This is a genomic window from Actinomadura fibrosa (genome assembly GCF_900659615.1).
Taxonomy (GTDB): domain Bacteria; phylum Actinomycetota; class Actinomycetes; order Streptosporangiales; family Streptosporangiaceae; genus Spirillospora; species Spirillospora fibrosa.
In genome coordinates this window covers 66,650-90,244 of the sequence record NZ_CAACUY010000018.1, presented here as the reverse complement: position 1 = coordinate 90,244, position 23,595 = coordinate 66,650, and the positions used below count along the sequence as shown (strand labels likewise).

23 protein-coding genes are annotated in these 23,595 nt (G+C 74.3%); 7 read left to right on the top strand and 16 right to left on the bottom strand.

Annotated features, from left to right (window positions below; all coding sequences use genetic code 11):
• The 10 genes from E1300_RS10085 to E1300_RS10040 form a co-directional block, all read right to left on the bottom strand.
• A partial coding sequence (locus E1300_RS10085) for an AAA family ATPase (protein ID WP_165502770.1) occupies positions 1–1,118 on the bottom strand: 1,118 nt, incomplete at its 3' end.
• A gap of 37 nt (positions 1,119–1,155) precedes the next feature.
• Complete coding sequence (locus E1300_RS10080; RefSeq protein ID WP_131756616.1) at positions 1,156–1,848, bottom strand: response regulator transcription factor; 693 nt, start codon at positions 1,846–1,848, stop codon at positions 1,156–1,158.
• A complete protein-coding gene (locus tag E1300_RS10075; protein ID WP_131756615.1) occupies positions 1,845–3,212 on the bottom strand; it encodes a sensor histidine kinase in 1,368 nt (455 codons plus the stop codon). Before E1300_RS10075 ends, E1300_RS10080 begins: the two co-directional genes overlap by 4 nt.
• Before the next feature lie 7 nt (positions 3,213–3,219).
• A complete protein-coding gene (locus E1300_RS10070; RefSeq protein ID WP_131756614.1) occupies positions 3,220–5,478 on the bottom strand; it encodes an MMPL family transporter in 2,259 nt (752 codons plus the stop codon).
• Positions 5,479–5,643: 165 nt separating this feature from the next.
• Positions 5,644–7,446 (bottom strand): AMP-binding protein, encoded by a 1,803-nt coding sequence (locus E1300_RS10065; RefSeq protein ID WP_131756613.1) that lies wholly within the window; start codon positions 7,444–7,446, stop codon positions 5,644–5,646.
• Positions 7,443–8,363, bottom strand: a complete 921-nt coding sequence (locus E1300_RS10060) for a VOC family protein (protein WP_131756612.1) — start codon at positions 8,361–8,363, stop codon at positions 7,443–7,445. The genes E1300_RS10065 and E1300_RS10060 overlap by 4 nt, the downstream gene beginning before the upstream one ends.
• 84 nt (positions 8,364–8,447) lie before the next feature.
• A complete protein-coding gene (locus E1300_RS10055) occupies positions 8,448–9,296 on the bottom strand; it encodes a fumarylacetoacetate hydrolase family protein (protein ID WP_131756611.1) in 849 nt (282 codons plus the stop codon).
• 126 nt (positions 9,297–9,422) lie between these two features.
• Positions 9,423–10,688 carry a PucR family transcriptional regulator gene (locus E1300_RS10050; protein ID WP_131756610.1) on the bottom strand — a complete coding sequence of 422 codons (1,266 nt, stop codon included), beginning with the start codon at positions 10,686–10,688 and terminating at the stop codon, positions 9,423–9,425.
• Positions 10,685–12,250: a bifunctional 3-(3-hydroxy-phenyl)propionate/3-hydroxycinnamic acid hydroxylase MhpA gene (gene mhpA, locus E1300_RS10045; protein WP_131756609.1), complete on the bottom strand. Its 1,566-nt coding sequence runs from the start codon at positions 12,248–12,250 to the stop codon at positions 10,685–10,687. Before mhpA ends, E1300_RS10050 begins: the two co-directional genes overlap by 4 nt.
• Before the next feature lie 142 nt (positions 12,251–12,392).
• Complete coding sequence (locus E1300_RS10040; RefSeq protein WP_207399606.1) at positions 12,393–12,665, bottom strand: hypothetical protein; 273 nt, start codon at positions 12,663–12,665, stop codon at positions 12,393–12,395.
• A 199-nt stretch (positions 12,666–12,864) separates the two neighbouring features.
• Here E1300_RS10040 and E1300_RS10035 point away from each other — a divergent pair, with 199 nt between their 5' ends.
• The 4 genes from E1300_RS10035 to E1300_RS51450 are packed head-to-tail and all read left to right on the top strand — an operon-like array spanning position 12,865 to position 16,244.
• Entirely contained in the window at positions 12,865–14,133 is a 1,269-nt protein-coding gene (locus tag E1300_RS10035; protein ID WP_207399605.1) for a PP2C family protein-serine/threonine phosphatase, read from the top strand.
• Positions 14,134–14,150: 17 nt separating this feature from the next.
• Positions 14,151–14,909 (top strand): YqjF family protein, encoded by a 759-nt coding sequence (locus E1300_RS10030; protein WP_131756607.1) that lies wholly within the window; start codon positions 14,151–14,153, stop codon positions 14,907–14,909.
• A gap of 34 nt (positions 14,910–14,943) precedes the next feature.
• A complete protein-coding gene (locus E1300_RS51455; RefSeq protein WP_207399604.1) occupies positions 14,944–15,429 on the top strand; it encodes a DUF2243 domain-containing protein in 486 nt (161 codons plus the stop codon).
• Positions 15,426–16,244 carry a cytochrome c oxidase assembly protein gene (locus E1300_RS51450; protein WP_207399603.1) on the top strand — a complete coding sequence of 273 codons (819 nt, stop codon included), beginning with the start codon at positions 15,426–15,428 and terminating at the stop codon, positions 16,242–16,244. Before E1300_RS51455 ends, E1300_RS51450 begins: the two co-directional genes overlap by 4 nt.
• 10 nt (positions 16,245–16,254) lie before the next feature.
• On the opposite strand, the gene E1300_RS10020 is transcribed toward E1300_RS51450, so the two are convergent.
• Positions 16,255–16,788: a hypothetical protein gene (locus tag E1300_RS10020; RefSeq protein WP_131756606.1), complete on the bottom strand. Its 534-nt coding sequence runs from the start codon at positions 16,786–16,788 to the stop codon at positions 16,255–16,257.
• Between the two features lie 319 nt (positions 16,789–17,107).
• On the opposite strand from E1300_RS10020, the gene E1300_RS10015 reads away from it, so the two are divergent.
• Complete coding sequence (locus E1300_RS10015) at positions 17,108–18,019, top strand: alpha/beta hydrolase (protein WP_165502769.1); 912 nt, start codon at positions 17,108–17,110, stop codon at positions 18,017–18,019.
• Positions 18,020–18,346: 327 nt separating this feature from the next.
• On the opposite strand, the gene E1300_RS53380 is transcribed toward E1300_RS10015, so the two are convergent.
• Positions 18,347–19,558 (bottom strand): alpha/beta hydrolase fold domain-containing protein, encoded by a 1,212-nt coding sequence (locus E1300_RS53380; protein ID WP_131756604.1) that lies wholly within the window; start codon positions 19,556–19,558, stop codon positions 18,347–18,349.
• 108 nt (positions 19,559–19,666) lie between these two features.
• Here E1300_RS53380 and E1300_RS10005 point away from each other — a divergent pair, with 108 nt between their 5' ends.
• Positions 19,667–20,041: an alpha/beta hydrolase fold domain-containing protein gene (locus E1300_RS10005; protein ID WP_242619044.1), complete on the top strand. Its 375-nt coding sequence runs from the start codon at positions 19,667–19,669 to the stop codon at positions 20,039–20,041.
• Positions 20,038–21,552, top strand: coding sequence for an MFS transporter (locus tag E1300_RS10000; RefSeq protein ID WP_131756602.1), 1,515 nt, complete (start codon positions 20,038–20,040; stop codon positions 21,550–21,552). The genes E1300_RS10005 and E1300_RS10000 overlap by 4 nt, the downstream gene beginning before the upstream one ends.
• Before the next feature lie 115 nt (positions 21,553–21,667).
• Here the strand turns inward: E1300_RS10000 and E1300_RS09995 are convergent, their stop codons facing one another.
• From E1300_RS09995 to E1300_RS09980, 4 genes are all read right to left on the bottom strand, one after another.
• Complete coding sequence (locus tag E1300_RS09995) at positions 21,668–22,033, bottom strand: DUF6069 family protein (RefSeq protein ID WP_131756601.1); 366 nt, start codon at positions 22,031–22,033, stop codon at positions 21,668–21,670.
• Between the two features lie 16 nt (positions 22,034–22,049).
• The gene (locus E1300_RS09990; RefSeq protein ID WP_165502768.1) at positions 22,050–22,649 is read right to left on the bottom strand and encodes a dihydrofolate reductase family protein; all 600 of its coding nucleotides are present in this window, start codon (positions 22,647–22,649) and stop codon (positions 22,050–22,052) included.
• A gap of 80 nt (positions 22,650–22,729) precedes the next feature.
• The gene (locus E1300_RS09985) at positions 22,730–23,194 is read right to left on the bottom strand and encodes an SRPBCC family protein (RefSeq protein WP_131756600.1); all 465 of its coding nucleotides are present in this window, start codon (positions 23,192–23,194) and stop codon (positions 22,730–22,732) included.
• Positions 23,191–23,535 carry an ArsR/SmtB family transcription factor gene (locus E1300_RS09980; RefSeq protein ID WP_131756599.1) on the bottom strand — a complete coding sequence of 115 codons (345 nt, stop codon included), beginning with the start codon at positions 23,533–23,535 and terminating at the stop codon, positions 23,191–23,193. Before E1300_RS09980 ends, E1300_RS09985 begins: the two co-directional genes overlap by 4 nt.
• Positions 23,536–23,595: the final 60 nt, after the last annotated feature.

Below are 23,595 nucleotides of genomic sequence, written 5' to 3'. Positions count from 1 at the left end.
CGTTCGAGCGCGGCCGCGGCGGCCGCGTGCCCCTGCCGTTCCCTGGCCCGTTCCGCGGTGCGCTCCAGCGCGGCCGCCACCTGCTCGTCGGGACCGAGCGCTGCCGCGGCCAGGTGCCAGGCCCGCCGGTCCTCCTCGTCGCGCAGCACCTCGGCCAGCGCGCGATGCGCGGCGAGGCGCTCGTCCAGCGAGGCCACGTGGAGGGCGGCGGACCGCATCAGCGGGTGCGCGAAGGTCACGGTGCCGCCGGCGACCGTGACCAGCTCCTCCGCGCCGCCGAACGCCGGCGGGCCGGCTCCCAGCAGCTCGGCCGCGCGAAGGACGACGCCCAGGTCACCGGTGCCCTCGACCGCGGCGACGAGGATCAGCGCCCGCGTCGGCGGCGGCAGCGCGTCGATACGGGCCCCGTAGGCCTCCTGGATGCGGCGCGGCAGGGGCGCGGGCGCGAACCCGGCACCGGTGCGGGGCAGCTCGATCAACGCGAGCGGGTTGCCGCCGCTCTCCGCGAGTACCCTGGCCCTCACCGCGTCGGCCAGGTCGGGATCGCGGTCGCGCAGCAGCGCGGCGGCCGCCCCGGGGGCCAGCGGACGCAGGCGCCGCTCCGGCAGGCCGGGCGCGTGGAAACCGTCGCGCGAGGCGATGATGAGCGCGATGCCCTCGGCGTCCAGCCGCCGCGCCGCGAACAGCAGCGCGTCGGCGGACGCCCGGTCCAGCCAGTGGGCGTCGTCCACCAGGCAGACCAGCGGCCCGTCCTCGGCGATCTCCGACAGCAGCGAGAGCGTCGCCAGCCCGATCACGAACCGGTTCTCGCCCCCGCCCGCGCCCAGGCCCAGGGCACCGCGCAGGGCCGCCGCCTGCGGGCCGGGCAGGGAGCCCACCCGGGTGAGAGCGGGGCGCAGCAACTGGTGCAGGGCGGCGAACGGCAACTCGGCCTCGGTCTCCACCCCGGTGCACCGCAGGACGCGCGCGCCGGCGGCCTGTTCCGTCGCGTGGGAGAGCAGCGCGGTCTTACCGATCCCCGGGTCCCCGTAGATCACGAGGACCCCGCTCCGCCCGGACCGCGCGCCCTTGAGCACCTCGTCGACGGCACGCAGATCGTCGTCCCGGCCCCGGAGCATGGGACGACTGTAACCGACGATCATGTCACCGATCGGGCTACGACGGGTGGCCGGTGTGGTCGTCGGGGGCGGCGCGGACCAGGCCCGTCCGGTAGGCGATGACGACGAGGTGCGCCCGGTCGCGGGCCTCCAGCTTCGTCATCGCCCGCTGGACGTGGGCGCGGACGGTGAAGGGGCTGAGGAACTCCCGCTCGGCGATCTCCTGGTTGGACAGGCCGGTCGCGACCAGGGCCACCATCTCGCGCTCCCGCGGGGTGAGTGCGGCGAGCCGTCCGGGGTCGCGCGGCGGGGCGCCGTCCGGTGCGGCCAGGAAACGCGAGACCAGGGAGCGGGTCGCGGCGGGGGACAGGAGCGTGTCGCCGTCGGCGACCGTGCGCACGGCGTCCGCCAGGTCCTCGGCCCCGATGCCCTTGCCGATGAACCCGCCGGCGCCCGCGCGCAGCGCCTGCGCGACGTACTCGTCGGTCTCGTACGTGGTGAGGATCAGGATGCGGGTGCCGCGCAATTCCGGATCGGCGCAGATCTCCGCGGTGGCGGTGAGGCCGTCCGTCCCGGGCATGCGGATGTCCATGATCACGACGTCCGGGCGCAGCTCGCGGGTGAGCCGCACCGCCTCCGCGCCGTCGGCGGCCTCGCCGACCACGGTGATGTCGTCGGCGGTGTCGAGGAGCATCCGGAAGGCGCCGCGCAGCAGGGCCTGGTCGTCGGCGAGCAGCACCCGGAGCGTCACGGCGCGTCCCCGGTCCCGCCGCCGGCCGCCGGCGCCTCGACGGCCGCCGCCGCGTCGGCGCCGCGGGCGGGAGGGAGGGGCAGTTCGGCCGAGACGAGGAAGCCGCCCTCCGGCCTCCTGCCCGCGGAGAGACGCCCCCCGACCGCGGCGGCCCGTTCACGCATCCCGATCAGCCCGTAACCAGGCGGACGCGCCGACATCGCGGACGCACCGGATCCCGTGGACGCGGTGAATTCTGCGGACGCGGTGGATCCGATGGACGCGCCGGATCCCGTGGACGCGGTCGGTGGCGGCTCGGCGGCGCCCCGTCCGTCGGCGGCGCCCCGTCCGTCGTCGGCGACGGTAATGGTCACGCGATCGCGGTTCCATGCGAGGCGCACCCGGGCGCTACCGGTACCGGCGTGCTTGGTCACGTTGGTCAGTGCTTCCTGGACGATGCGGTAGGCGGTGAGGTCCAGACCCGGCGGCAGCGGCCTGGGCGTGCCCTCGTGGTGCACCGAGACCTCCAGTCCCGCGCGGCGGAAGGATTCGAGGAGCGTCGGAAGCCGGGACAGCCCGGGCGCCGGTTCGGCGGGCGCGGCCGCGTCCCCGGTCTGCCGCAGGAGGCCGACCGTGGCCCGCAGCCCGTCGAGCGCGTCGCCGGTGGTCTCGACGAGCTCCCGCAGGCTCGTCCGGGTCTGCTCCGGGCGGACGTCGAAGAGGTGGGCGGCGACCGTGGCCTGCGCGTTGGCCAGGGTGATCTGGTGGGCCACGAGATCGTGCAGTTCCCGGGCGATCCGGACGCGCTCCTCGGCCACCCTCCGGCGCGCCTCGGCGTCCCGGCTCTCCTCGGCCCGCCGGGCCCGCTCCTCCATGGCCGCCAGGTAGGCCCGCCGGTTCTGCGTCGAATGCCCGAGGATGCCCGCCACCAGCGGGAACGCCGCCACCGCCGCCATCCGGCTCGCGTCCTGCCACGAAACGGTCCCGTACGCGACCACGACCTCGGAGGCGACCAGCAGCGCCGCCGAGGCGGGCAGCACCGCGCTCGCCGCGCGCCGGTCGGCGCGCACGGCGAACGCGTAGGCGGCGACCACGACGGGGGCCACGATCAGCGGGCTGACCAGGAGGTGCAGCGGCGGCACCAGCATGCCGCACGCGGTCGTGACCGCCACGGTGGCCAGGGGCGCCCGGTGCCGCGCCGGCAGCACGGCACAGGACACCACGGCGATCAGATAGGCGGCGGCGGGCGGCGGTGACAGCGACCTGTCGTCGACCGTCAGCGCGCCGCCGAACAGGCAGAGCACGAACGTGACCGCCGTGACCGCCGCCTCCCGCGACCACCACCTGCCGTGCGGTCGCGCGCCACCGCCGCCCGGATCCGTCATGGCCGGCTCAGCGCCCGTCAAAGGGAAGCGACGGCACGCCCGCACCCGGCCCCGCCGCGTCCGGTCCCGTCGTGTCAGGGACGGTCGCGGTCGCCGGGGGGCGCCTGGTCAGCGCTTCGCCCTCGATGTCCACGTTCGGCAGCACACGGCTCAGGCTACGCGGCAGCCACCAGGCCCGGTGGCCGAGCAGTGCCAGGACCGCGGGCGCGATCGCCATCCGGACCACGAAGGCGTCGAACGCGACGGCGGAGGCCAGCCCGAGGCCCATCGTCTGGATGGTCGGATTGCTCATCCCTACGAACCCGGTGAACACGCTGATCATGATGATCGCCGCCGCGGCCACCACGCGCCCGCTGTGCCGGAACCCGCCGACGACGGCCTCGCCGGGGGACGCGCCGTGGACGTAGGCCTCCCGCATCCGGCTGACGAGGAAGACCTCGTAGTCCATGGCGAGGCCGAACACGATCCCGATGATGAGGATCGGCATCAGCGACATGACCGGCCCGGTCTGCTCGATGCCGATCAGGTCCGCCGCCCAGCCCCACTGGAAGACGGCGACGAGGACGCCGAAGGCGGCGCCCACCGACAGCAGGAAGCCGAGCGCGGCCTTGACCGGGACGAGGACCGACCGGAAGACCACCATCAGCAGGAGCACGGCGAGGCCGACGACCACGCTCAGGTAGGGGACGAGGGCGTCGGACATCGCCTCGGAGATGTCGATGTTCAGCGCGGTCGTGCCGGTCACCGCGATGTCGGCGCCCGTGCCGGCCTCGACGCCGGAGACCGCCGACCGAATCGCGTGCACCAGGTCCTTGGTCTCGCCACTGGCGGGCGCGGTCCGCGGGACGGCGGTGAGGACGGCCGTGTCCCCGGCCCGGTTCATGACCGGATCGTCGACGGACGCGACCCCGTCCAGCCCCCGTACCGTCGTGGCGACCCGGTCGGTGGCGGCCCGGCGGTCCGCGGATCCCGTCAGGTCCACGACCACGGTCAGCGGGCCGTTGAAGCCGGGGCCGAAACCGTCCGACAGCAGGTCGTAGGCGCGGCGCTGGGTGGTCTCCACCGACTTGGACTCGTCTCCGGGCAGCCCCAGTTCGAGGCTCAGCGCGGGCAGGGCGACGGCGCCGAGGCCGAGCCCGGCGACCAGCAGGACGGTCACCGGCCGGCGCAGCACGAACCGCGCCCAGCGGGTGCCGAGCCCCGGGCGGCCGGTCGCCGGACGCTCGCTCCCCGGCGAGGTGGCCTTGCGGACGGCGCGCGACAGTATCCGCCTCCCGGAGAAGCCGAGCAGCGCGGGGACCAGGGTCAGCGCGACGAGGACGGCGAGCGCCACGGCGCCCGCGCCGGCCATGCCCATCTTCGTCAGTTCGGGGATCCCGACGACCCCCAGCCCGACCAGGGCGATGAAGACGGTCGCCCCGGCGAAGACGACGGCGGACCCGGCCGTGCCCACCGCCCGCCCGGCGGCCTCGTCCGGCTCGCCGCCCAGGACGAGCTCGTCACGGAAGCGGGAGGTGATGAAGAGCGCGTAGTCGATCCCGACGGCCAGCCCCAGCATCAGCGCCAGGATGGCGACCGTGGACGTCAGGCCCAGCGGATCGGCCAGCGCGGTGACCAGGCCGAAGGCGATGGCCACGCCCCAGAAGGCGGTCAGCAGCGACAGCCCGGCCGCGACCAGCGACCCGAGGGCGAGGATCAGCACCACCGCCGCCACCACCACGCCGATGATCTCGGTCGTGCCGCCCGGTGCCTCCTCCGCGTCGAGGGCCGAGCCGCCGATCTCCACGGTCAGTCCCGCGTCCCGGGCCGTGGCCGCGGCGTCCTCCAGAGCGCTCTTCGCCGGTGCGGTCAGATCGACGGCGTCCGCGGAGTAGGCGATCGTGGAGTAGGCGATGGTGCCGTCCCGGCTGACGGCGCCGTCCTCGTAGGGGTCGGTGACCGACGCGACCTGGCCGCCCCCGTCCAGCGAGCCGAGTGCCCGCTCGACGGCCGCCCTGTTCGGACCGGCCGTCACCTTCTGCCCGTCCGGGGCCTGGAACACGAGCCGGGCCTCGGCACCTTGGGCGTTGCTCTGGGGGAAACGCTCGTCCAGCAGGTCGAACGCCTTCTGCGACTCGGTTCCCGGCATGGACAGGTCCTCGTCCTGCGCGGCCGGCGCCATGGCGGCGGCGACCCCGGCGAGGACCAGCACGCCCAGCCACAGGGCGATGACGAGCCGGCGGCGCCGGAAGGCCCACCGCCCGATCCGGTAGAGAGATGTCGCCACCTGTTGATCACTCCAGACACCGTGAGGAGGGGGGATGCGCGGGATCTCGCGCGCCTCCAACACTCCCTTCGGGTGCCCTCGCCCGGCATCGTCCGCTGCCGCCGTCTTGCCCTGGTGCGTTCAGACCGGTCGCTGACGCGTCCTAGTGCAGACGCACTAGGCGAATCATCCGAGAGTCTCGACGGTGGACGTGAAGCTGTAGCGGTTGAGCCGTCCGGTCAAGGTGCTCGGATCGTCCTCGACCAGGACGGTGGCGTGCGGCCGTCCGTCGCGGAGGACGACCTCGACGGTGCCGGCCGTACCGGTCTCGGCGAGTTCCGCCAGCACGGCGTGGCGGACGGCGTCGGCGGCGAGTTCCGGCTTGAACACCTTGCCGACGGCGGTGAGCGGCAGGGCGTCCCGGATCCGGACGGCCTTCGGCGCGGCGGCCGGCTCGGGGGCGTGGCGGGCGGCCCAGGCGACGAGCTCGTTCTCGTCGGCCTCGGCGCCCGGGGCGAGCGTCACGTAGGCGACGGGGACCTCGCCGGAGTGGGCGTCGGGCCCGGCCACGACGGCGGCCGATCCGATCGCCGGGTGGGCGAGGAGCGACTCCTCGATCGGTCCGGGGTCGATGTTGTGGCCGCCCCGGATGATCAGGTCCTTGGCGCGCCCGGCCAGCCGGACGTAGCCGTCGGCGTCGACGGAGCCGAGGTCCCCGGTGACCAGCCATCCGTCGAAGACCGTCCCGGACGGGTCGGGACGGCCGTCGCGCAGGTAGCCGGGGAACACGTTCGGCCCCCGGATGGCGAGGACGCCGGTCTCGCCGGGCGCGCAGTCGGCGGCGGGGGCGCCCGCGGCGTCCACGTGCACGGCCTTGATCCGCTGGTAGGGGAGCCGCAGGCCGACCGTTCCCGGACGGGGCGCGAGCGCGGGCGTCGCCGCGCTGACGCAGGTCGCCTCCGTCAGCCCGTACCCCTCCAGCATCGGCACCTTCGCCGACTCCTCGAAGGCGCTGCGGACGGCGCGGGGCAGCGGTGCGGCGCCGACGGCTCCGGCGCGCAGGCTCGACAGGTCCACGTCGTCCGGGACCGGTGGGAGCGACGCGTAGACCGTCGGGACGCCTGAGAAGCTGGTCACCCGGTAGTGCTCGATGATCCGCCAGAAGTCGGCCATCAGGGCGCGGTCGCGGTACCCGAGCGGGCCGAGGCTGACGACGGGGCGGCCGTGCATGAACGGCGCGAGCCCGGTGACGTGCACCGCGTTGACGTGGAACAGCGGCAGGCCCGACAGGCCGACGGAGTCGTCCAGGTAGCCGCCCGAGCAGCCGAGCGCCCAGGCCGTGTACACCTCGTTGGCGTGCGTGTGCGGCGCGACCTTGGGCGTTCCGGTGGTGCCGCCGGTATGGAAGTAGGCGGCCAGGTCGTCCGGGCCTGGCCGGTAGCGGGTTCGCAGCCGGTCCGGTTGCCGGGCGGACGCGTCCGCGAGTTCGCCGGCGTCCAGCACGCGCAGCCCCGGCAGCCGCTTCGCGATGGCCCGCGCCTTCTCAACGGACGCGGGCGCGGCGACCAGCAGCCGCGCCCCGGTGAGGGCGAGGATGTCGTGGACGTGGTCCTCGGCGAGCATGGGGTTGACCGGGTTCGCGATCCCGACGGCCTGGGCCGCCAGGAACGCGGCGAAGGCCTGGCCGCCGTTGGGCAGCAGCAGCGCGACCGGCTCGCCGGGGACGAGCCCGGCGTCCAGGTAGGCGTTCGCGGTCTGCCGGGTGCGGCGCAGCAGGTCGGCGTAGGTCCAGGTCTCGGCCTCGCGCCAGGGACGCCCCTCCCCGAGCAGGTGCAGCGCCGGCGAGTCGCCGTACCGCTCGGCCGACCGGACCAGCAGCTCGTGGGTGGAGCGGGGCAGGTCGCGTTCGGCCAGCGGCACCGCCTCGACGCGCGGCAGGTCCTCGGGCACGAGGACGAGGGGGCGCGGGCCCTCGGTGTGGTGGCTCATGCGCTGTGCGCCCCGGTCATGAGGGCCGCGAGGTCGTCCGGCTCCAGGAACGACGGCGGCACCGGCGGCCCCCAGTCGTAGAGGGCGCGCATGTCGGTGAAGACCTCCGGCTTCCAGACCGCCTCGTCCACGACGCAGTCGAGGTCGCTGTAGTACTCGCTGAAGTTGCCGGCCGGGTCCTTCAGGTACCAGAAGAAGTTGGAGCCGATGTGGTGGCGGCCGAGCCCCCACACGTGCCGTTCGGGATGGCCGTCCAGCATGCGGTGCGCGCCCCGCCCGACCTCGTCGACGTCGTCCACCTCCCAGGACGAGTGGTGCAGGTAGGGGACCGGCGCCGGCTGGACGAGCACGTTGTGGTGGTCGGTGGAGCAGCGCAGGAACGCCGCGATGCCGGGCACCTCGTCGCTGACCTTGAAGCCGAGGCCGTCGGTGAAGAAGCGGCGGCTCGCCTCCTGGTCGGTGGAGCCGAGCACGATGTGCCCGAGCTTGCGCGGACGGACGGGACCGGTGCGCTCGACGGCGGCGGCGCGGGCGTCGACGCGGGGCGTGCGGCCCGGCCCGTTGTAGACGGGCGTGGGCTCGGCGGCCCGCTCGATCGGGTCGGCGACGGCCAGCCGGACCCTGACCCCGGTGCCGGGATCGTCCGCGGTCAGCACCCCGCCGGCCAGGCCGTGCGGGCGGCCGAGCCGGGCCAGCGAGGCCGCGGTGCGGTCCAGGTCGTCGGGGTCGGCGGCGCCGATCCCGAGCTCGACCAGCCGCCGGGTCGGCGCGTGGACGAGGCGGAGCTGCTCGCCCCCGTCCACGGTGGCGAAACGGTTCTCCCCAACGGGTGCCAGGCCGAAGTCGCGGTAGTAGGCGGCGGTCTCGGCGACGTTCGGCACGCCGATCGTGACGGTCGTGAGCCGGTGCAGCGCCATGTCAGGCCCTCCCGGAGGTCGCGAAGCGGTTCGCTGTCATGGTCAGGCCCTTCCCGGAGGTCGCGGGGTGGTTCGGTGCCATGGTCAGGCCCTCTCGAAGGTCGTGCGGAGCGTGCCGAGCCCCTCGACGCGGCTGACGAGCTCGTCCCCGGGGGCCAGGAAGCGCGGCGGTGTGCGGGTGGCGCCGATGCCGCCCGGCGTGCCGGTGAAGACCAGGTCGCCGGGATGGAGGGTCGCGACCGCCGACAGCCGCTCGACCAGCTCCGGCACACTGAAGATCATCTCGCTGGTGCGGGCGTCCTGCACCGGCTCGCCGTTGAGGTCGCAGCCGATCGCCAGGTCGCCGGGATCGGGCAGCTCGTCGAGGGTGACGACGGCCGGTCCGAGCGGCCCGAACCCCGGGTAGGACTTGCCGAGCGCGTACTGCTGCGGCGCCGGACCGGACAGCTGGGTGATGCGCTCCGACAGGTCCTGCCCGATCGTGAGGCCCGCGACGTGGTCCCACGCCTTGGCGGCCGGGACGCGATGGGCCGTGCGGCCGATGACGGCGACGAGCTCGACCTCCCAGTCCACCAGCCCCTCGGGCAGCGCGACCGTCGCGTGAGGGCCGGTCAGGCTGGACGGGAACTTGGTGAAGGTCGGCGGCCACGGAGGCCGCTCCGCCGTCTCCACCTGGGCCTCCGCCGCGTGCTCGGCGTAGTTGACGCCGATCGCGAACACCTGCCGGGGCCGCGGGACGGGCTCCCTCAGGTCCGACTCCCGGTAGGGCTCCGGGTCGGCGCGGACCCCGGACCACCAGTCGCGCAGCTCGTCCCAGCGCTCGTACACCTCCTGGGGACCGGGCCCGAACCGGCCGCCGCTCGCCCGGTTCAGATCGACGGATCCGCCGCCGGACAGGACCACGGCCCGCCCGGCGAGATTGGCCACGCGCATGCGAGGACGCCTTTCGTTTCGACGATGACGTCCCGATTCAACGTCCGGCCCGGGCAGCTCGGCTTGGGCGCCGAGCCCAAGCCGCCACCCGCGAGCCGGGCACACCGCTCATACCGTGCGTGCCGCTCACGGCTCCGGGGGCATGGCGCGGGCGGCTTCGAGCGCCAGCCATACCTCCAGGCCCGCGCCGACCGGGCGGCCGAGCAGTTCCTCGGCCCGCCTGATCCGGTAGGTGACGGTGTTCCGGTTGACGTGCAGGCGCTCGGCGGCCTGCTGCGGGCTGCGGCCCTCGGCCAGGTAGACCCGCAGGGTCTCGCGCAGCTCGGCCGCCCGCGAGTCGCCGGGGTCGGCGAGCGGGCCCAGCACCTCGCGGACGAACCAGCGGCCGTGCTCCGGATCGGTCATGACCAGGGCGGCCACCCGCACGTCCAGGTAGGAGGTCAGCCGGGCGGTGCCCCGCAGCCGGGCGATCCGCTCGGCCTCGCGGGCGCCGAGATGACTGCGGCGGAACCCGTCGCGGCCGGACGCGACCGGGCCGACGGCGGCACGCAGGTCGCCGCCGGGAGCGCGGGCGGTGACGTCCTCAGGAGGCCGGGCCGCCCAGCTCGTCCAGGCCCACAGCACGGACCGCCCGGCGGGGACGGTCAGCAGCCGGTCCGCGCCCAGTTCGCGGGAGTACGCGGCCGCGTACCGGTCGAGCTCGGCGGCGGCGGTGTCGGGGGAGCCCACCCAGATGATGAGGGCGAGGTGGTGCCGTTCCAGGTCGTAGCCGAGCACCCGCGCCGCGGTCGCGGAGCCGACGTGCCGTCCGGCGAGGAGGTCCTCCACGACGCGCCTGCGGGCGGACTCCGTGCTGCGCTGCCAGCGGTCGCGTTCGGCGATGTACTCCTCGGCGAGCCGGCTGGCCTGGATGTCGGCGTAGGTGAACAGCAACTCGGTCACGCGGTGCGTCTCGGCCTGCCGGACCGGTTCGTCCTGCGTGCCGATGGCGGCCATCAGCTCGCGGTGCAGCCGGGCATGCCCGATCCGGACGCCGCGCAGCACCCGGTCGAGCGGGGTCCCGCGCCGGGCCAGGTCGCTGTTGCCCTCGACGGCCTCGGGCGCGACGAACTCCGTGCCGACCCGGCCGTCGACGAGCAGCCCGTACAGCGCGAGCAGCACGGTCGCCTCGACCGAGCGGCGCAGCGTCTCGACCGGGCCGGGCCCGCCGCCGTGCTCGGGCACCCGCTCGACGATCTCCTCCGTCATGGCGGCGGCGGTCGCGACCGCCCAGCCGACCGGGCCGGGCCCGAGCAGCTCCCGCGCCGCGGCCAGGGTCGGCGCCGCGCACGCCGGCCGCGGATGCTCCTCGGCCCGCAGGCCGAGCAGCCACCGCCGTGCCGGGTCGGTCATGCGCCCAGTACACCAGAGGCGCCGAGCCGGTCGCGCAGCCCGTCCACCAGGGCCGCGGCGCCGCCCGCGCCGAACACGTAGAAGTCGGGACGGACCACGACGGCCTCGTGGCCGTCCAGCAGGGCCCGGTAGACGCCGTCGAGATCGACGACCGTGCCGAAGCCCGGCTCAGCGGGCTCTCCGGGCTCTCCGGGCGCGACGATCCGCAGCACGTGCGCGCCGAGCCGCTCGCAGAACGCCAGCCTGCCGTCGTCGAGGAGCGTTCCGGGCTCGGCCGCGCAGAGCACCGCGAACCCGGTGCCGACCACCTCGTCGAACCCGCCCTCGCGACCCCCGTACCGGACCCGCCCCTGCGGGCAGAGCATCCCCGCCCGATCGGCGGGACGGTCCGCCAGGACGCCGGTGGTGAGCGGCTGGTCGGGCAGCGTGTCGACGACCGTCCCGCCGCCCGCGGCGTTCATGGCGCGGTCGCGCTCGGCGGCCGCGTCCGGGTCCAGCACGCAGATGACCTTGCCGAGCTCGATCGAGGTCTCGATCGCCTCGCGGACGTGGGCGGTGCGCTCGGCGGTGTAGGAGTCGAGCAGGTCCGGGTCCGCCCGCCCGGACAGCACGAGGTCCAGCTTCCAGGCCAGGTTGGCGGCGTCCCGCAGGCCCGCGCACATGCCCTGACCCGCGAAGGGCGGCATGAGGTGGGCGGCGTCCCCGGCGAGCAGCAGCCGGCCGTCCCGCCACCGGTCGGCCCAGCGCGCCTGGAAGGTGTACACGGTGTGCCGCTCCAGCACGGTGTTGTCCGGGCCGAGCCCCCAGGGGGCGATGAGCCGCCAGGCCGTCTCGGCGCGATTCAGCTCCGCCGCGGACTCGCCCGGCAGCCGCATGAACTCGAAACGCCGCCGTCCCGGCCCCCCGGACACGACCGTGGTCGGACGAGCCGGATCGCAGATCTGCAAGTTGGCCGGACGCCACTCGCGAGGCCGTCCCGGAACGACATCGACGATCAGCCAGTCGTGGAAGAACCCCAGATCGGTGACGGTCGTATCCATGAACCGCCGGACCGTGCTCTTGGCGCCGTCGCAGCCGACCACGTACCGCGCGCTCAGCTCGCCCTCGGTCCCGGCGCCGTCCCGGACGCGCACCACCGCCCGCCGGTCGTCCTGGTGCACGGCCACCGCCTCGCACCCCGCGCGCACCTCGACGTTCGGCATCGCGGCGATCCGCTTCGCCAGCAGCGCCTCCAGTTCCGGCTGCGCGAACATGCTGGCCCGCGGCCATCCCGTGATCCCCGGCCGGTCCCAGGCGAACCTCAGCAGCACCTGCCCCGCGGCGTTGCGCCACTCGTACTCGGTCGCGGCCTCGCTGACCGCCGCGAGCCCGCCGCCGATCCCCGCCGCCCCCAGCACCCGTCCGACCTCGTGGTCGAACGTGACGGCCCGGGGCAGCGGGTACGGTTCCGGCCACCGCTCGACCAGCACCACCTCCCACCCCCGCGCCCCGAGCAGGATCGCCGCCAGCTGCCCCACCGGCCCCCGCCCGACGACGACCACGTCCCGCGCCGTCCCGCCCACCCGCGCTCCTCCCGTCGAGCGTCCTGGAGCAGGACAGTCAACGGCCCCGGGCCGCCGCCTCTCTTGGGCCAGAGGACCAACACACCCCCGCCCCCTTGGGCCGCACGCCACCCGTCCCACCAAGAACGGCTCCGGAGGAGCATTACGGGCGCGGTGAGTCCCGGTGCCAGGAACGCTCGCCGGGCCGGCGTCCCATCGCCGCGGCGCAACGGGGGCACACACGTTGGACCCGGTCGGCCGCGCCGCCCGTCTCCGGCAGCACCTCTTTCCAGGGCACGTGCGGGAACCGGCTCAGGCGCGTACGGCTGAGCGCGAGCCCGCAGAGGGTCTGGTTGGTGCCCGGCGTCCAGGCGTGCACTTCGGCGGCGGGCATGCGCACGCCGTCCGGATCGGTCCAGGTACTGGACGCGGCCACGGCCGCGTGCCTCGGTCTCCCCACCGTCGATGTCTGCCCGATACCACGTCACCCATGCCACACAACCGTCCCCGCCGCTCACGCCGCTCAACGCGAATCCCGCCAGGCCGTGTCGCCGCCGGAGATTCGGCCCTAGGACGCGGGGAACGCCGGTCAGCGCGAGGGTGCGCCCGCGACCGCGGTGACGGGAGTAGAGCCGATGGATGACGGACGTGACGTCGAGCGCATGCTGACCGGGCTGCTGAAGGCCGGCCATCTGGCGACCCTCGAAGAGCTGCCGACCCTGGTCAACGCGCAGGCCGGCAAGGCCGGGTTCGGCGAGGTGCTGATCTACCTGGTCGACATGCAGCAGATCCTGCTGCGCCTGCTGACCGGCCGCGGCGTGGACGCCCATGCGGGCGCGGAGGCGGCACCAGGCGAGCTGCCGGTCGAGGGCAGCCTCGGCGGGCGGGCGTACCAGCAGGTGCGCGTCCTGCCGGCGCGGGCGTCGGACGGGTCCGGGCCCGCGGACCACTGGTGGGTGCCGATGCTGGACGGCACCGAGCGCCTCGGGGTGATGCGCTTCCGGATCGCCGCCGGGTCATCGGCCGGCGAGGACGCGATGACCGAGCGGATGCGGCACCTGGCCTCGCTGGTCGCGCTGATCCTGTCCAGCGTCCGCCACTACAGCGACTCCTACGCGCGGCTCGTGCGCACCCGCCCGATGAACGTCGCGGCGGAGATGGAGTGGAACCTGCTGCCGCCGCTGACCTTCGCCAACGACCGGGTCACGATCGCCGCGGTGCTGGAACCGGCCTACGCGATCGGCGGCGACGCCTTCGACTACGCCCTCGCCGACGACACCGTCCACCTGGCCGTGTTCGACGCCATGGGGCACGACGTGGCCGCCGGGCTGGCCGCGAACCTGGCGATGGCCTCCTGCCGCAACCAGCGCCGCCAGAACACGCCGCTGGACGAGATCAGCGTCGGCATCGAGGCGACCCTGCTGGCGGAGTTCGGGGAGAACACCCGCTTCGTCACCGGTGTCCTGGCCGACCTCGACGTCGGTACCGGCGCGCTGACCTGGGTGAACCGCGGTCACCATCCCCCCGTGATCGTCCGGAACGGCCGCTGGACCGCCACGCTGCGGTGCCCGCCCGCCCACCCCATGGGGCTGGACCTGGGCGTTCCGGTGACCCTGTGCCACGAGCAGCTGGAACCCGGCGACTGGCTGCTGCTCTACACCGACGGCATGATCGAAGCGCGCGACGGCCACGGCGGCGAGTTCGGGCTCCAGCGGTTCGTCGACTTCGTCATCCGTCACATCGCCGACGGATATCCCGTGCCCGAGACGCTGCGCCGGCTGGTGCGCACCCTGCTGGACCACCACGTCGAAACGCTGAGGGACGACGCCACCGTCCTGCTCCTGCAGTGGCACGGCCCGCTGGACGCCGACCGTCCGGAACGGCACGGCATGGCCGCGCGGTAGGCGGGTAGCCCGTGCCGGTGGCCCCTGATTTCCTCGCGGACGCGGAACCGGTGACCCCCACGCCGCCGCGCGACATCCCGGTGGTGGTGTCGAAGCAGGCATGGCGGGACGTGGTCTTCCTGCATTGGCCGTACGAACCGGCCGCCCTGGAGCATCTCGTGCCGGACGGCACGCAGCTGGACGTGCACGCCGGGAAGACGTGGCTCGGGGTGGTGGGGCTGCGCCTCACCGGCGTCCGCGTCGGCGGCCTGCTGCGCCTGCCGTATCTCGGCGACTTCGACGAGCTCAACGTGCGGCTCTACACCGCCGGCGCGGACGGGCGGCGCAGCACCGTCTTCCTGACGATGGAGGCGAGCCGGCTGCCCGTGGTGGCGGGCGCCCGCGCGATGCTGCGCCTCCCCTACGCGTGGTCGACCGTGACCCGGCGCCGCGCCGGCGACGTCGTCGGGTACAGGACCGCACGCCGGATGCCGGGCCCCGGCGGTGCGGGCATCGACTTCACCGTGCGGATCCGGGACGAACCCCACCATCCCAGCGAGGTCGAGGAGTTCTTCACCGCTCGCTGGGGCCTGCACACCCCGTGGTACGGCATGCCGCTCTACCTGCCGTTCGCGCACGAGCCGTGGCCGCTGCGATCGGCCGAGCTGCTGGACTACCGCGACGACGGGCTGTTCGCCGCCGTCGGTGTGCCGCCTCCCCAGGGGCCGCCGCCGAGCGTGCTCTACGCCCCGGAGGTGCGACCTCGCAGCGGCCCACCTCTCCCCGCCGGAAAGTAGCGTCCGATATCCCCTCCAGGAAACGGCCACGATCATGACCGGTTCGCCGATTACGCCGTCCGCCGGCCCACCGGTGCGCGCGGGCCGGTCGCTCACCGCCGCCGCGCTCATCGGCGTGGCGCTGATGGCGGCGGTCGATGAGATCGTCTTCCACCAGATCCTCGGCTGGCACCACTTCTACGACCGCTCCACCCCCAAGGTCGGGCTGCTGACCGACGGGCTGCTGCACACCGCCGAGCTGCTCGGCCTGGTGACGGGCTTCGCGTGGTGGGCGGACCTGCGGCGCCGCCGCGCCCTGTCGTCCGCGCACGCCTGGGCGGGCCTGGTCCTGGGCCTCGGCGCCTTCCAGCTGTACGACGGGCTCGTCGACCACAAGCTCCTGCGCCTGCACCAGGTCCGCTACCGGGTGCCCGATCTGCTGCCGTATGACCTGGCCTGGAACGCCGCCGGCCTGCTCCTGCTCGGCATCGGCGCGGTGCTGGCCGTCCGCGCCGCCAAGGCCGCCCGGACGCAGCGGTGACGCACCCACACCACGAGCACGGCTCCGGCCTGGACGCCATCGGCCACGCCGAAACCGTCCTAGCACTGGGCACGGCAGCGACGGTGGTCGCCTACCTGGCCGCCGCGGGCGCACTGCGCCGCCGCGGTGATGCGTGGCCGTGGCGGTGGGACACCTGCTTCACCGCGGGAGGCGCCGCCCTGGTGGTGGCGCTCTTGCCGCTGCCAGGCGGGGAGTTCACCGGCCACATGATCCAGCACCTGCTGGCCGGAATGGTCGCCCCGCTGCTGCTGGTGCCCGCCCGTCCGTTCACCTTGGTCCTGCGGACCCTGCGCCCAGGCCGCCCGCGCCGCGCCCTGCTGACGTTGGCGCACTCACCCGCCTCGTGGCTGCTGTTCCCGCCGCTCGCGGCGCTGCTGGACCTGGGCGGGCTGTGGGTGCTGTACCGCACACCGCTCCTGGCCGCCACCCACGACCGGCCCCTCCTGCACGCCGCAGTGCATGCCCGCATGGTCGCCGCCGGGGTGCTGTTCACCGCCGCGATCTGCCAGCTCGACCCCGTCCGCCACCGCTGGAGCCCGCTGACGCGCGGCCTGACGCTACTGCTCGCCGGTGCCGCCCACGCCGTTCTCGCCAAGACCCTCTACGGGACGCCCCCGCCCGGCACCGCGTTCCGCCCGGACGACCTGCACACCGGGGCCCAGCTCATGTACTACGCGGGCGACCTGGTCGAACTCGCCTTGGCCACCGTCATCGCCGTCCACTGGTACACCGCCACCGGCCGCGCCCACCACCGCGCCGTCCAGAGCAGGGTCCCGCCCGTCCCGCACCCGTGAAGACGGCGCCTCATCGGCTGTAGCTGTGACGGCGCGGCAGCGGCCCGACGTCGGCCTGCCGCCCCGGACGCATCGCGGCGTGACGCTGCCCCGGACCAGGGCCCGACCGAGCCGCGAGGACGTCGGCGACAGCACCGGCCGCGAACGCGTAGACGCCCTTGTGCAGCACGTCCACCACCAGCTCGCGGCGCGGCCACGTCTGCGGAGGCGCCCCCACCCCGGTGGCGTTCTCCAGGATCTGGTCGCTGGTCAGCCGCACCACGGTGAACTTCGCCGACGACCAGGGCCCGCGCAGCCCGGCATGCGCCATCACCGAACGCAGCACCCCCAGCAACGCGCCCTGCCCGAGGTGCATCGCCCAGTTCACCGCGACCGGCTGCCGCCCTTCGCGCTCGGCCATCCCGGTCATGCGCTCCAGGACCCGCGCCGGAACATCGGAATCAGGCCGGCCGGTCACGCGCTGCTCCACCTTCTCGGCCAACGTCATCACCAGCACGCCGGCCGCTCCCGCGACCAGCCCCTGCCATACCGCCTGCCTCATCATGCCGACCAACTACCCGCCCAACCCCCCACCATTCCCGCCCCGAAAAGAGGCCGACGCCGACCTCACCCAGAGAAGCGAAAGCCCAACGCCGCCAAGAGCGATGTACGGCCCGACTTCCTGCTCACACCGGCCTGTGGGACCGCGGCTACCACTCGCCGAACACACCAGGACTGCCTTCCTCAGGCATTTCGTCGCCTCGGACGGATCCGCTCCGACTGCGCGACCATGTACGCGCTCGCGATCTGCTCCGGTGTTTTGGATGCTGAAATGCCCGCCGCCGCGGGACGGCGGCGGGCCGAGATGGAGAGTGATCCCCACCATGACACACGAGTTCCACCCCGCGATGGCCGCCCGCCTCAAGCAGGCCACCGATGATCCCGAGCATCTGTGGGCGCCTGTCGGCCCGCCCGAGGAATGGGACCTGGACATCGAGGAGGACTGGATCCCCGGGCCGGACGTCAGGATCCGCGTGCGGATCTACCGTCCGAAGGGCGAAACCGCCGCGAGACCGGCTCTGGTGTGGCTGCACGGCGGCGCCTGGGTCGGTGGGGACCTCGACATGCCGGAGGCGCACGAGACCGCCCGCGGCGTCGCGGGACGGGCCGGCGCCGTGGTCGTCTCCGTCGACTACCGGCTGTGCGGCGAGAAGGTGCACTTCCCCGCCCCGCACGACGATGTCGTCGCGGCCTACCGGTGGGTCCGGGAGCACGGAGGGGACCTCGGCGTCGATCCCGCGCGAATCGCGATCGGCGGAGCGAGCGCCGGTGCCGACCTCGCCGCGGGCGCCGCGCTGCGCCTGCGCGACGAGGGCGAGGCGCCATGGCAGGCCCTGCTGCTCTACCCCTGCGTCCACGCGCCGCTGCCCGAGCCCTCGCCTGAACTCGCGGCCGCCCTGGAGAAGCTGCCTAAGGCCCTGCACATGGGCGACGACCTCATGGAGGAGGTCATCCCGCTCTTCCTGGACGGCCCCCTCGACACGGCCTCGCCGTACGCGATGCCCGGCGTCGCCGAGGACCTGCGCGGCTTCCCGCCCACCTACCTCGACAACGACGAGTTCGACACCCTGCGCAGCAGCGGCGAGCTCTTCGGCGACCGGCTCCGCGCCGACGGCGTGGACGTCGAGCAGGTGACCTCCTACGGGGTGCTGCACGGCCACCTCAACATCGTCGGATTCGAGGTCGCGCACGCCACCCTCGACCGCATGGCCGCCCGCCTGCGCAGGACCTCATGACCGGGACGGGAAAGCGGCGACAACCCGCGAGACGAATCCACCGGCTCCGGGCGGCGGGCTGGCCGGCGTCCGGGGATCGTTCGACCCGCGGCGTCGTCCGGTGGTCGTCGCGTTCGCCGAGACCGTGACCGACCCGGAGGCGGCCGTCGCGCGGGTGCGGCCGGGGTTCGGCGTGCGCGGCAAGGACGCGCTGACGACCGGCGACCTGCTCGCGCCTCGCGCCGGCCTGATCGCCCCCGACGCGGACGTCGAACTTGGCGAGCCTTTCGACGAGCACCGGCTCACCGACGGTTCACGGCGCGGACGCGGCGGGTCTGGCTTGGGCGGTCAGGAGGCCGTCCCGCGGATGAAGGCGCCCGCCTGTTCGAGCGCGCGCATCGCCTCGGGCAGGAAGGGCCAGAAGAGATGGAAGCCGTGGGTGTTCACCGGGTAGAGCTCCAGCGTCACGTTCACGTCCTGCTCGCGGGCGCGTTCGGCGAGCGTCCGCGCCTGGTCGAGCAGGTGGTCGCCGGTGCCCGCCTGGATCAGCAGGGGCGGCAGCCCCGCCAGCGCCTCGGGGTGGCCGAGCGGGTTGACGACCGGGTCGTCCAGCGGATGCCCGGCCAGGTAGTGGTCGACGCAGCGGCGCATCAGCCGTCCGGTGATCACGAGCTGCGGGTCGTCGGGGATGGTCTCCGGGAGGGTGTACGCCAGGTCGGCCCAGGGGCACATCAGGACGGCCCCGGCGGGCGGCGGCAGCTCGTGCCGCTTGATCCAGAGCAGGACCGAGACGGCCAGCCCGGCACCGGACGAGTCGCCGCTGATGATCACCTGGCCGGGGTCGGTGCCCTGGTCGAGCAGCCAGAGGTAGGACTGGACGGAGTCCTCGACCGCCGCCGGGAACGGTGACTCGGGCGCGAGCGCGTAGTCGGGCACGAGGACGGTGGTCTCGGCGGCGGCGGCCAGCGCCCCGGCGAGCGGCCGGTAGCCGTACGCCGAGCCCATGACGAACCCGCCGCCGTGCAGGTGGAGGACGGCCCCGGGCCGCGGGTCGGCCGGAGCGAGCCGGAGGCCGGGGACCCCGCCCGCCTTCACGGGCCGGATCGCCACCTCGGGCGGCGGGTCGAACGCCGCCAGCAGCGCCTCGTACTCGGCGGCGAGCCGCTGCTCGTCCCCGCCGGCGTGGTTGTGGTCGGCGACCGGCTTCCAGAGGCGGGCCGCCCGCTCCGCGAGCTCACCGCCCACCGAGCGGGCGGCGGAGACGGCGTCGTCCACGCCCGCGAGGAGCGTGCGGGCCTTGTCGAGCAGGGCCTCGCCGGCGAGCGTGAGCTCGACCCGGTGGGTGGAGCGGTTGAGCAGGTCGCAGCCGATGAGCCGTTCGAGGCCGCGGATCTGGCGGCTGAGCGCGGGCTGCGACAGGTAGAGCCGGGCGGCGGCGCGGCCGAAGTTGAGCTCCTCGGCGACGGCGACGAACGAGCGCAGGTGCCGCAGCTCGATCGCGTCGGGCGCCTGGGGGAGCGCGAGGACGCGCGCCGCCGTCTCCTCGCCGTGGTCGTCCATAGCGGAAGTATCGCGCCGATCCGCCCGCCGCGGTGATGCCGTCCGTGCACGAGCGTCATGCGCGAACGGCCTTTCCCTGCCGGGGTGCCCCGCTGCGACGGTGCTGCCATGACCACTTCGGCGGACGTTCATCTGCGCGGCGCATCGGGTCCGGTGCGCGTCCATGCCCGCTGGCCCGCCGTCGACGAGCCCGGCGTGCTGCTGATCCTGCACGTCGGCGGGCGCTGTCCGGACACGGCGCGGCCTGACGTGCTGGTGCTGGACGTGTGCCTGGAACCGCCGCACGAGTCGGCGGTCCGCGACGCCGAGGCCGTCCTCGGCTGGATCGCCGACCACGCGGCCGAGCTCGGCGCCGACCCGGGCCGCCTCGCGGTCGCGGGACGCGGCGCCGGAGCCGCGGTCGCGGCGGACGTCGTGCGGGCGGCCCGTGGTGAGGGCTGGCCGGAGGTGGTTCTCGAAACCGACGAAAGGACCTCGATATGACGACCGACGCCCACGCCGGGCGACGCGCGTGGATCGGGCTGGCGGTGCTGGCCCTCCCGACGCTCCTGGTCTCGCTCGACACGTTCGTGATGGTGATGGCCGTGCCGAAGCTCAGCGCCGAGCTGGGCGCGAGCAGCACCGAGCAACTGTGGATCATGGACGTCTACGGCTTCATGGTCGCCGGCTTCCTGGTCACGATGGGCGCGCTCGGCGACCGGATCGGACGGCGCCGGCTGCTGCTCGCCGGGGCCGCCGCGTTCGGGGCCGCGTCGGTCCTGGCCGCGTTCTCCACCGGCCCCGCGATGCTGATCGCCGCCCGCGCGCTGCTCGGCATCGCGGGCGCCTCGCTGACCCCGTCCACACTCGCGATGATCATGAGTCTGTTCCCCGACCCCCGGCGGCGGGCGAGCGCGGTCGGGCTCTGGGCCGGGTGCTTCACCGTCGGCGCCGTCATCGGCCCGCTGGTCGGCGGCGTCATGCTCGCCCACTTCTGGTGGGGATCGGTGTTCCTGCTGGGCGTCCCCGCGATGGTGCTGCTACTGGTGGTCGGCCCGGTCCTGCTGCCCGAGCACCGCGACCCGTCGGGGAGCCGCATCGACCTGCCCAGCGTCGCGCTGTCGCTCGGCGCGATCCTGCCGTTCGTCTACGGGCTCAAGGAGACCGCCCGCGACGGCTGGCGGCCGCTGTCCCTCGCCGCCCTCGCGGCGGGCCTTGCGGTCGGCGCCCTGTTCGCCCGCCGCCAGCGGCGCCTGCCCGACCCGCTGATCGACCTGTCGCTGTTCCGCGGCCCCGCCTTCTCCGCCGTCCTGGTCGCGATGGTGGCCAACGCGATGTCGTCCGGCGGCACGATGAACCTCGTCGCCCAGCACTTCCAGCTCATCGACGGGCTGTCGCCGCTCGACGCGGGGATCGCGCTGGTGCCCGGCATGGTCGCGGCGATGGTCGGCTTCCAGGCCGCGCCGCTGCTCGGCCGCCGGATCCCGCCCGTCCCGCTGATCCCCGTCGGCCTGGCCCTGACCGTCACCGGCCTGCTCCTGATCGCCCAGGCGTCCGGGACGGCCGGACTCGCCACCGGGTTCGCGGTGTCCTGCCTCGGTGCTGGACCGCTGATCAGCATCGGGACCAACGTGGTGGTCGGCGCCGTCCCGCCGGCCAAGGCCGGCTCGGCCGCGGGGATCGCGCAGACCGGCAACGAACTCGGCTACGCGCTCGGCATCGCGGTCCTCGGCAGCCTCGGCACGGCCGTCTACCGGCACACGGTCGGCCTCGGGTCGGGCCCGGCCCACGACAGCATCGCGGGCGCGGCCGGCGCCTCCGCCTCCGCCATGGAGGCCGCCCGGCACGCCTTCACCACCGAGCTGCGCGTCGTCTCGCTGGTCGCCGCCGCCGTGATGCTGGCCGCCGCGGTCCTGATCTCCGTCGCCCTCCGATCCCTGCCCGCCATGGGACGCGATGACCAGCCCGCCCCCGTCCCCGAGACACCGGAGGTCAAGATCCCCGTCGCCGGCTGACACGTCCCGAAACGTCCCCCGGCAATGCCCGCCGGGGAACGTCCGCGGGCACGTGCCGACGCGGCCCTCACCTACCTATCGGCGGTGAGGGCCGCGTCGTCCGCGATCGAGCGGGTCAGCGGGTGCGGACGGGCAGCCGCCCGGCGACGAGCGGAATGACGATCGCCGCGGCGGCGAGGTGCGTGAGCATGAGGACCGCCCTGGTCGAGACGGCCGCCGGGACGACCAGGTCGGGCACCAGCGACAGCACCGTCAGCGCGATCGTGGCCGTCACGAAGGTGCGCCTGGGGGTCGCGGCCCAGCGCCGTAACGCCGCCGCCAGCAAGATCCCGGCTACCGCGCACATCAGCGTCATCTGGGCGAAGCCGGCCGGAGGGATCGCCTTGCCGTCGATCTCCAGCGCCATCCCCGCGGCCGAGGAGACGGCGGCGATGGCGGCGGTGGCCAGCGCGGCGGCAACGGCGGCGAACCCGCCGGTCAGTCACAGCGTGGTCGGGTCATCGCTGCACGCGGTAGTGCAGGTGTGTCACGTCGGGTGCCGGAACGACCTGGACGATGTCGAGCCGCACGTGGGCGGGCAGCTCCTGGAAGAGCGGTCGGCCCGCGCCGAGCAGTACCGGCACCTGGTGGACGATGATCTCGTCGATCAGTCCCGCGGTGAGCGCGGCGGTGAGCGCGCCGCCGCCGCCCATCAGGCTGACGTCGAGGTCTCCCGCGAGCGTCCGGGCGGTGGCGACCGCCTCCTCGATCGAGGTGGTGAACCGCTGCTCCGGCGTCGCCTCGGGCGGTGCGGGCCTGTGGCTGACCACCACCAGGGGGGCGGTGGGGTGGGGGCTGCCGCCGCCCCAGCCGCCCGCGTCCTCGAAGGTGGTGCGGCCCGCGATCACCGCCCCGACCCGTCCGGCGAGGGGGTCGATGAAGTCGCGGGACGCCTTCGACAGCCGGAACTGCGGGACGACCTCGCTGGGCTCGTCGCCGCCCCAGTACCACTCGTGCAGGACGGCGCCGCCGTCCCCGAGCCCGTGGCCGGGACGCGGGTCGCGGCCGGTGATGAAGCCGTCGACGGAGACGGCCATGTTGCCGAAGATCGTGGTCACGGTGATCGCCTGCTCTCTGCGAGACCCAGCGGGTCGGGACGGGGGTGTGCCCCTGGAGGGGACGTCGAGGGGGTGGCCGGTCACCGGGGCAGCAGTTGCTCCAGGCGTGCCATCGAGTCGCGGACGCCGCGCTCCATGCCGCTTTCGATCATCGCGTCACGGCTCTCCACCGAGCCGAACACCGCGTGGTTGCGCACCCGGGTGCGTCCGCCGAGGTCCTCGAAGGTGAGCGTCTCCAGGCTGACGTCCTGCGGCCGGCCGTCGTACTGGAAGGTCTGCACGATCCGCTCGTCCGCCACGACGGTGTGGAACACGCCGCGGAACCCGTACTCGCCGTCCTGGTCGCGGTGGACGTAGCTGTAGCGGCCGCCCGGGGTCGCGTCCCACTCGACCACGGTCATCGTCGTGGTGGACGGCCCCAGCCACCGCGGGACGATCTCGGGGTCGGTCCACGCGCGGAACACCAGGTGCGGGGGCGCGTCGAACTCGCGGACGATGTCGATGAACGGGGTCCCGGGCCGGGCGGTGATCGTCGTCTCGTTCACTTGTCCTGCTCCTTCATGCTCTCCAGGACGGCGTCCAGGCGGCGGTGGCGTTGCTCGGCGACCAGCCGGTACCGGTCGATCCAGCTGGTCAGCTCCTCCAGCGCCGCCGCGTTCAGGTGGCACGGCCGGCGCTGGGCGTCGCGGCTGCGGGTGATCAGGCGGGCGGCCTCCAGCACCTGGATGTGCCGCGAGACCGCCTGCTTGGTGATGGAGAACGGTTCGGCCAGCTCGTTGACGGTCGCCTCCCCCCGGGACAGCCGGGCGATGAGCGCGCGCCGGACGGGATCGGCCAGCGCGGCGAACGCGCGGTCCAGCCGCTCGTCCAGCTCGTCAACTACCATGTTGTTCAACCACCTTCTTTATCAACCGATATGTTGAACATAGAGGAGGGGGAGGCGACC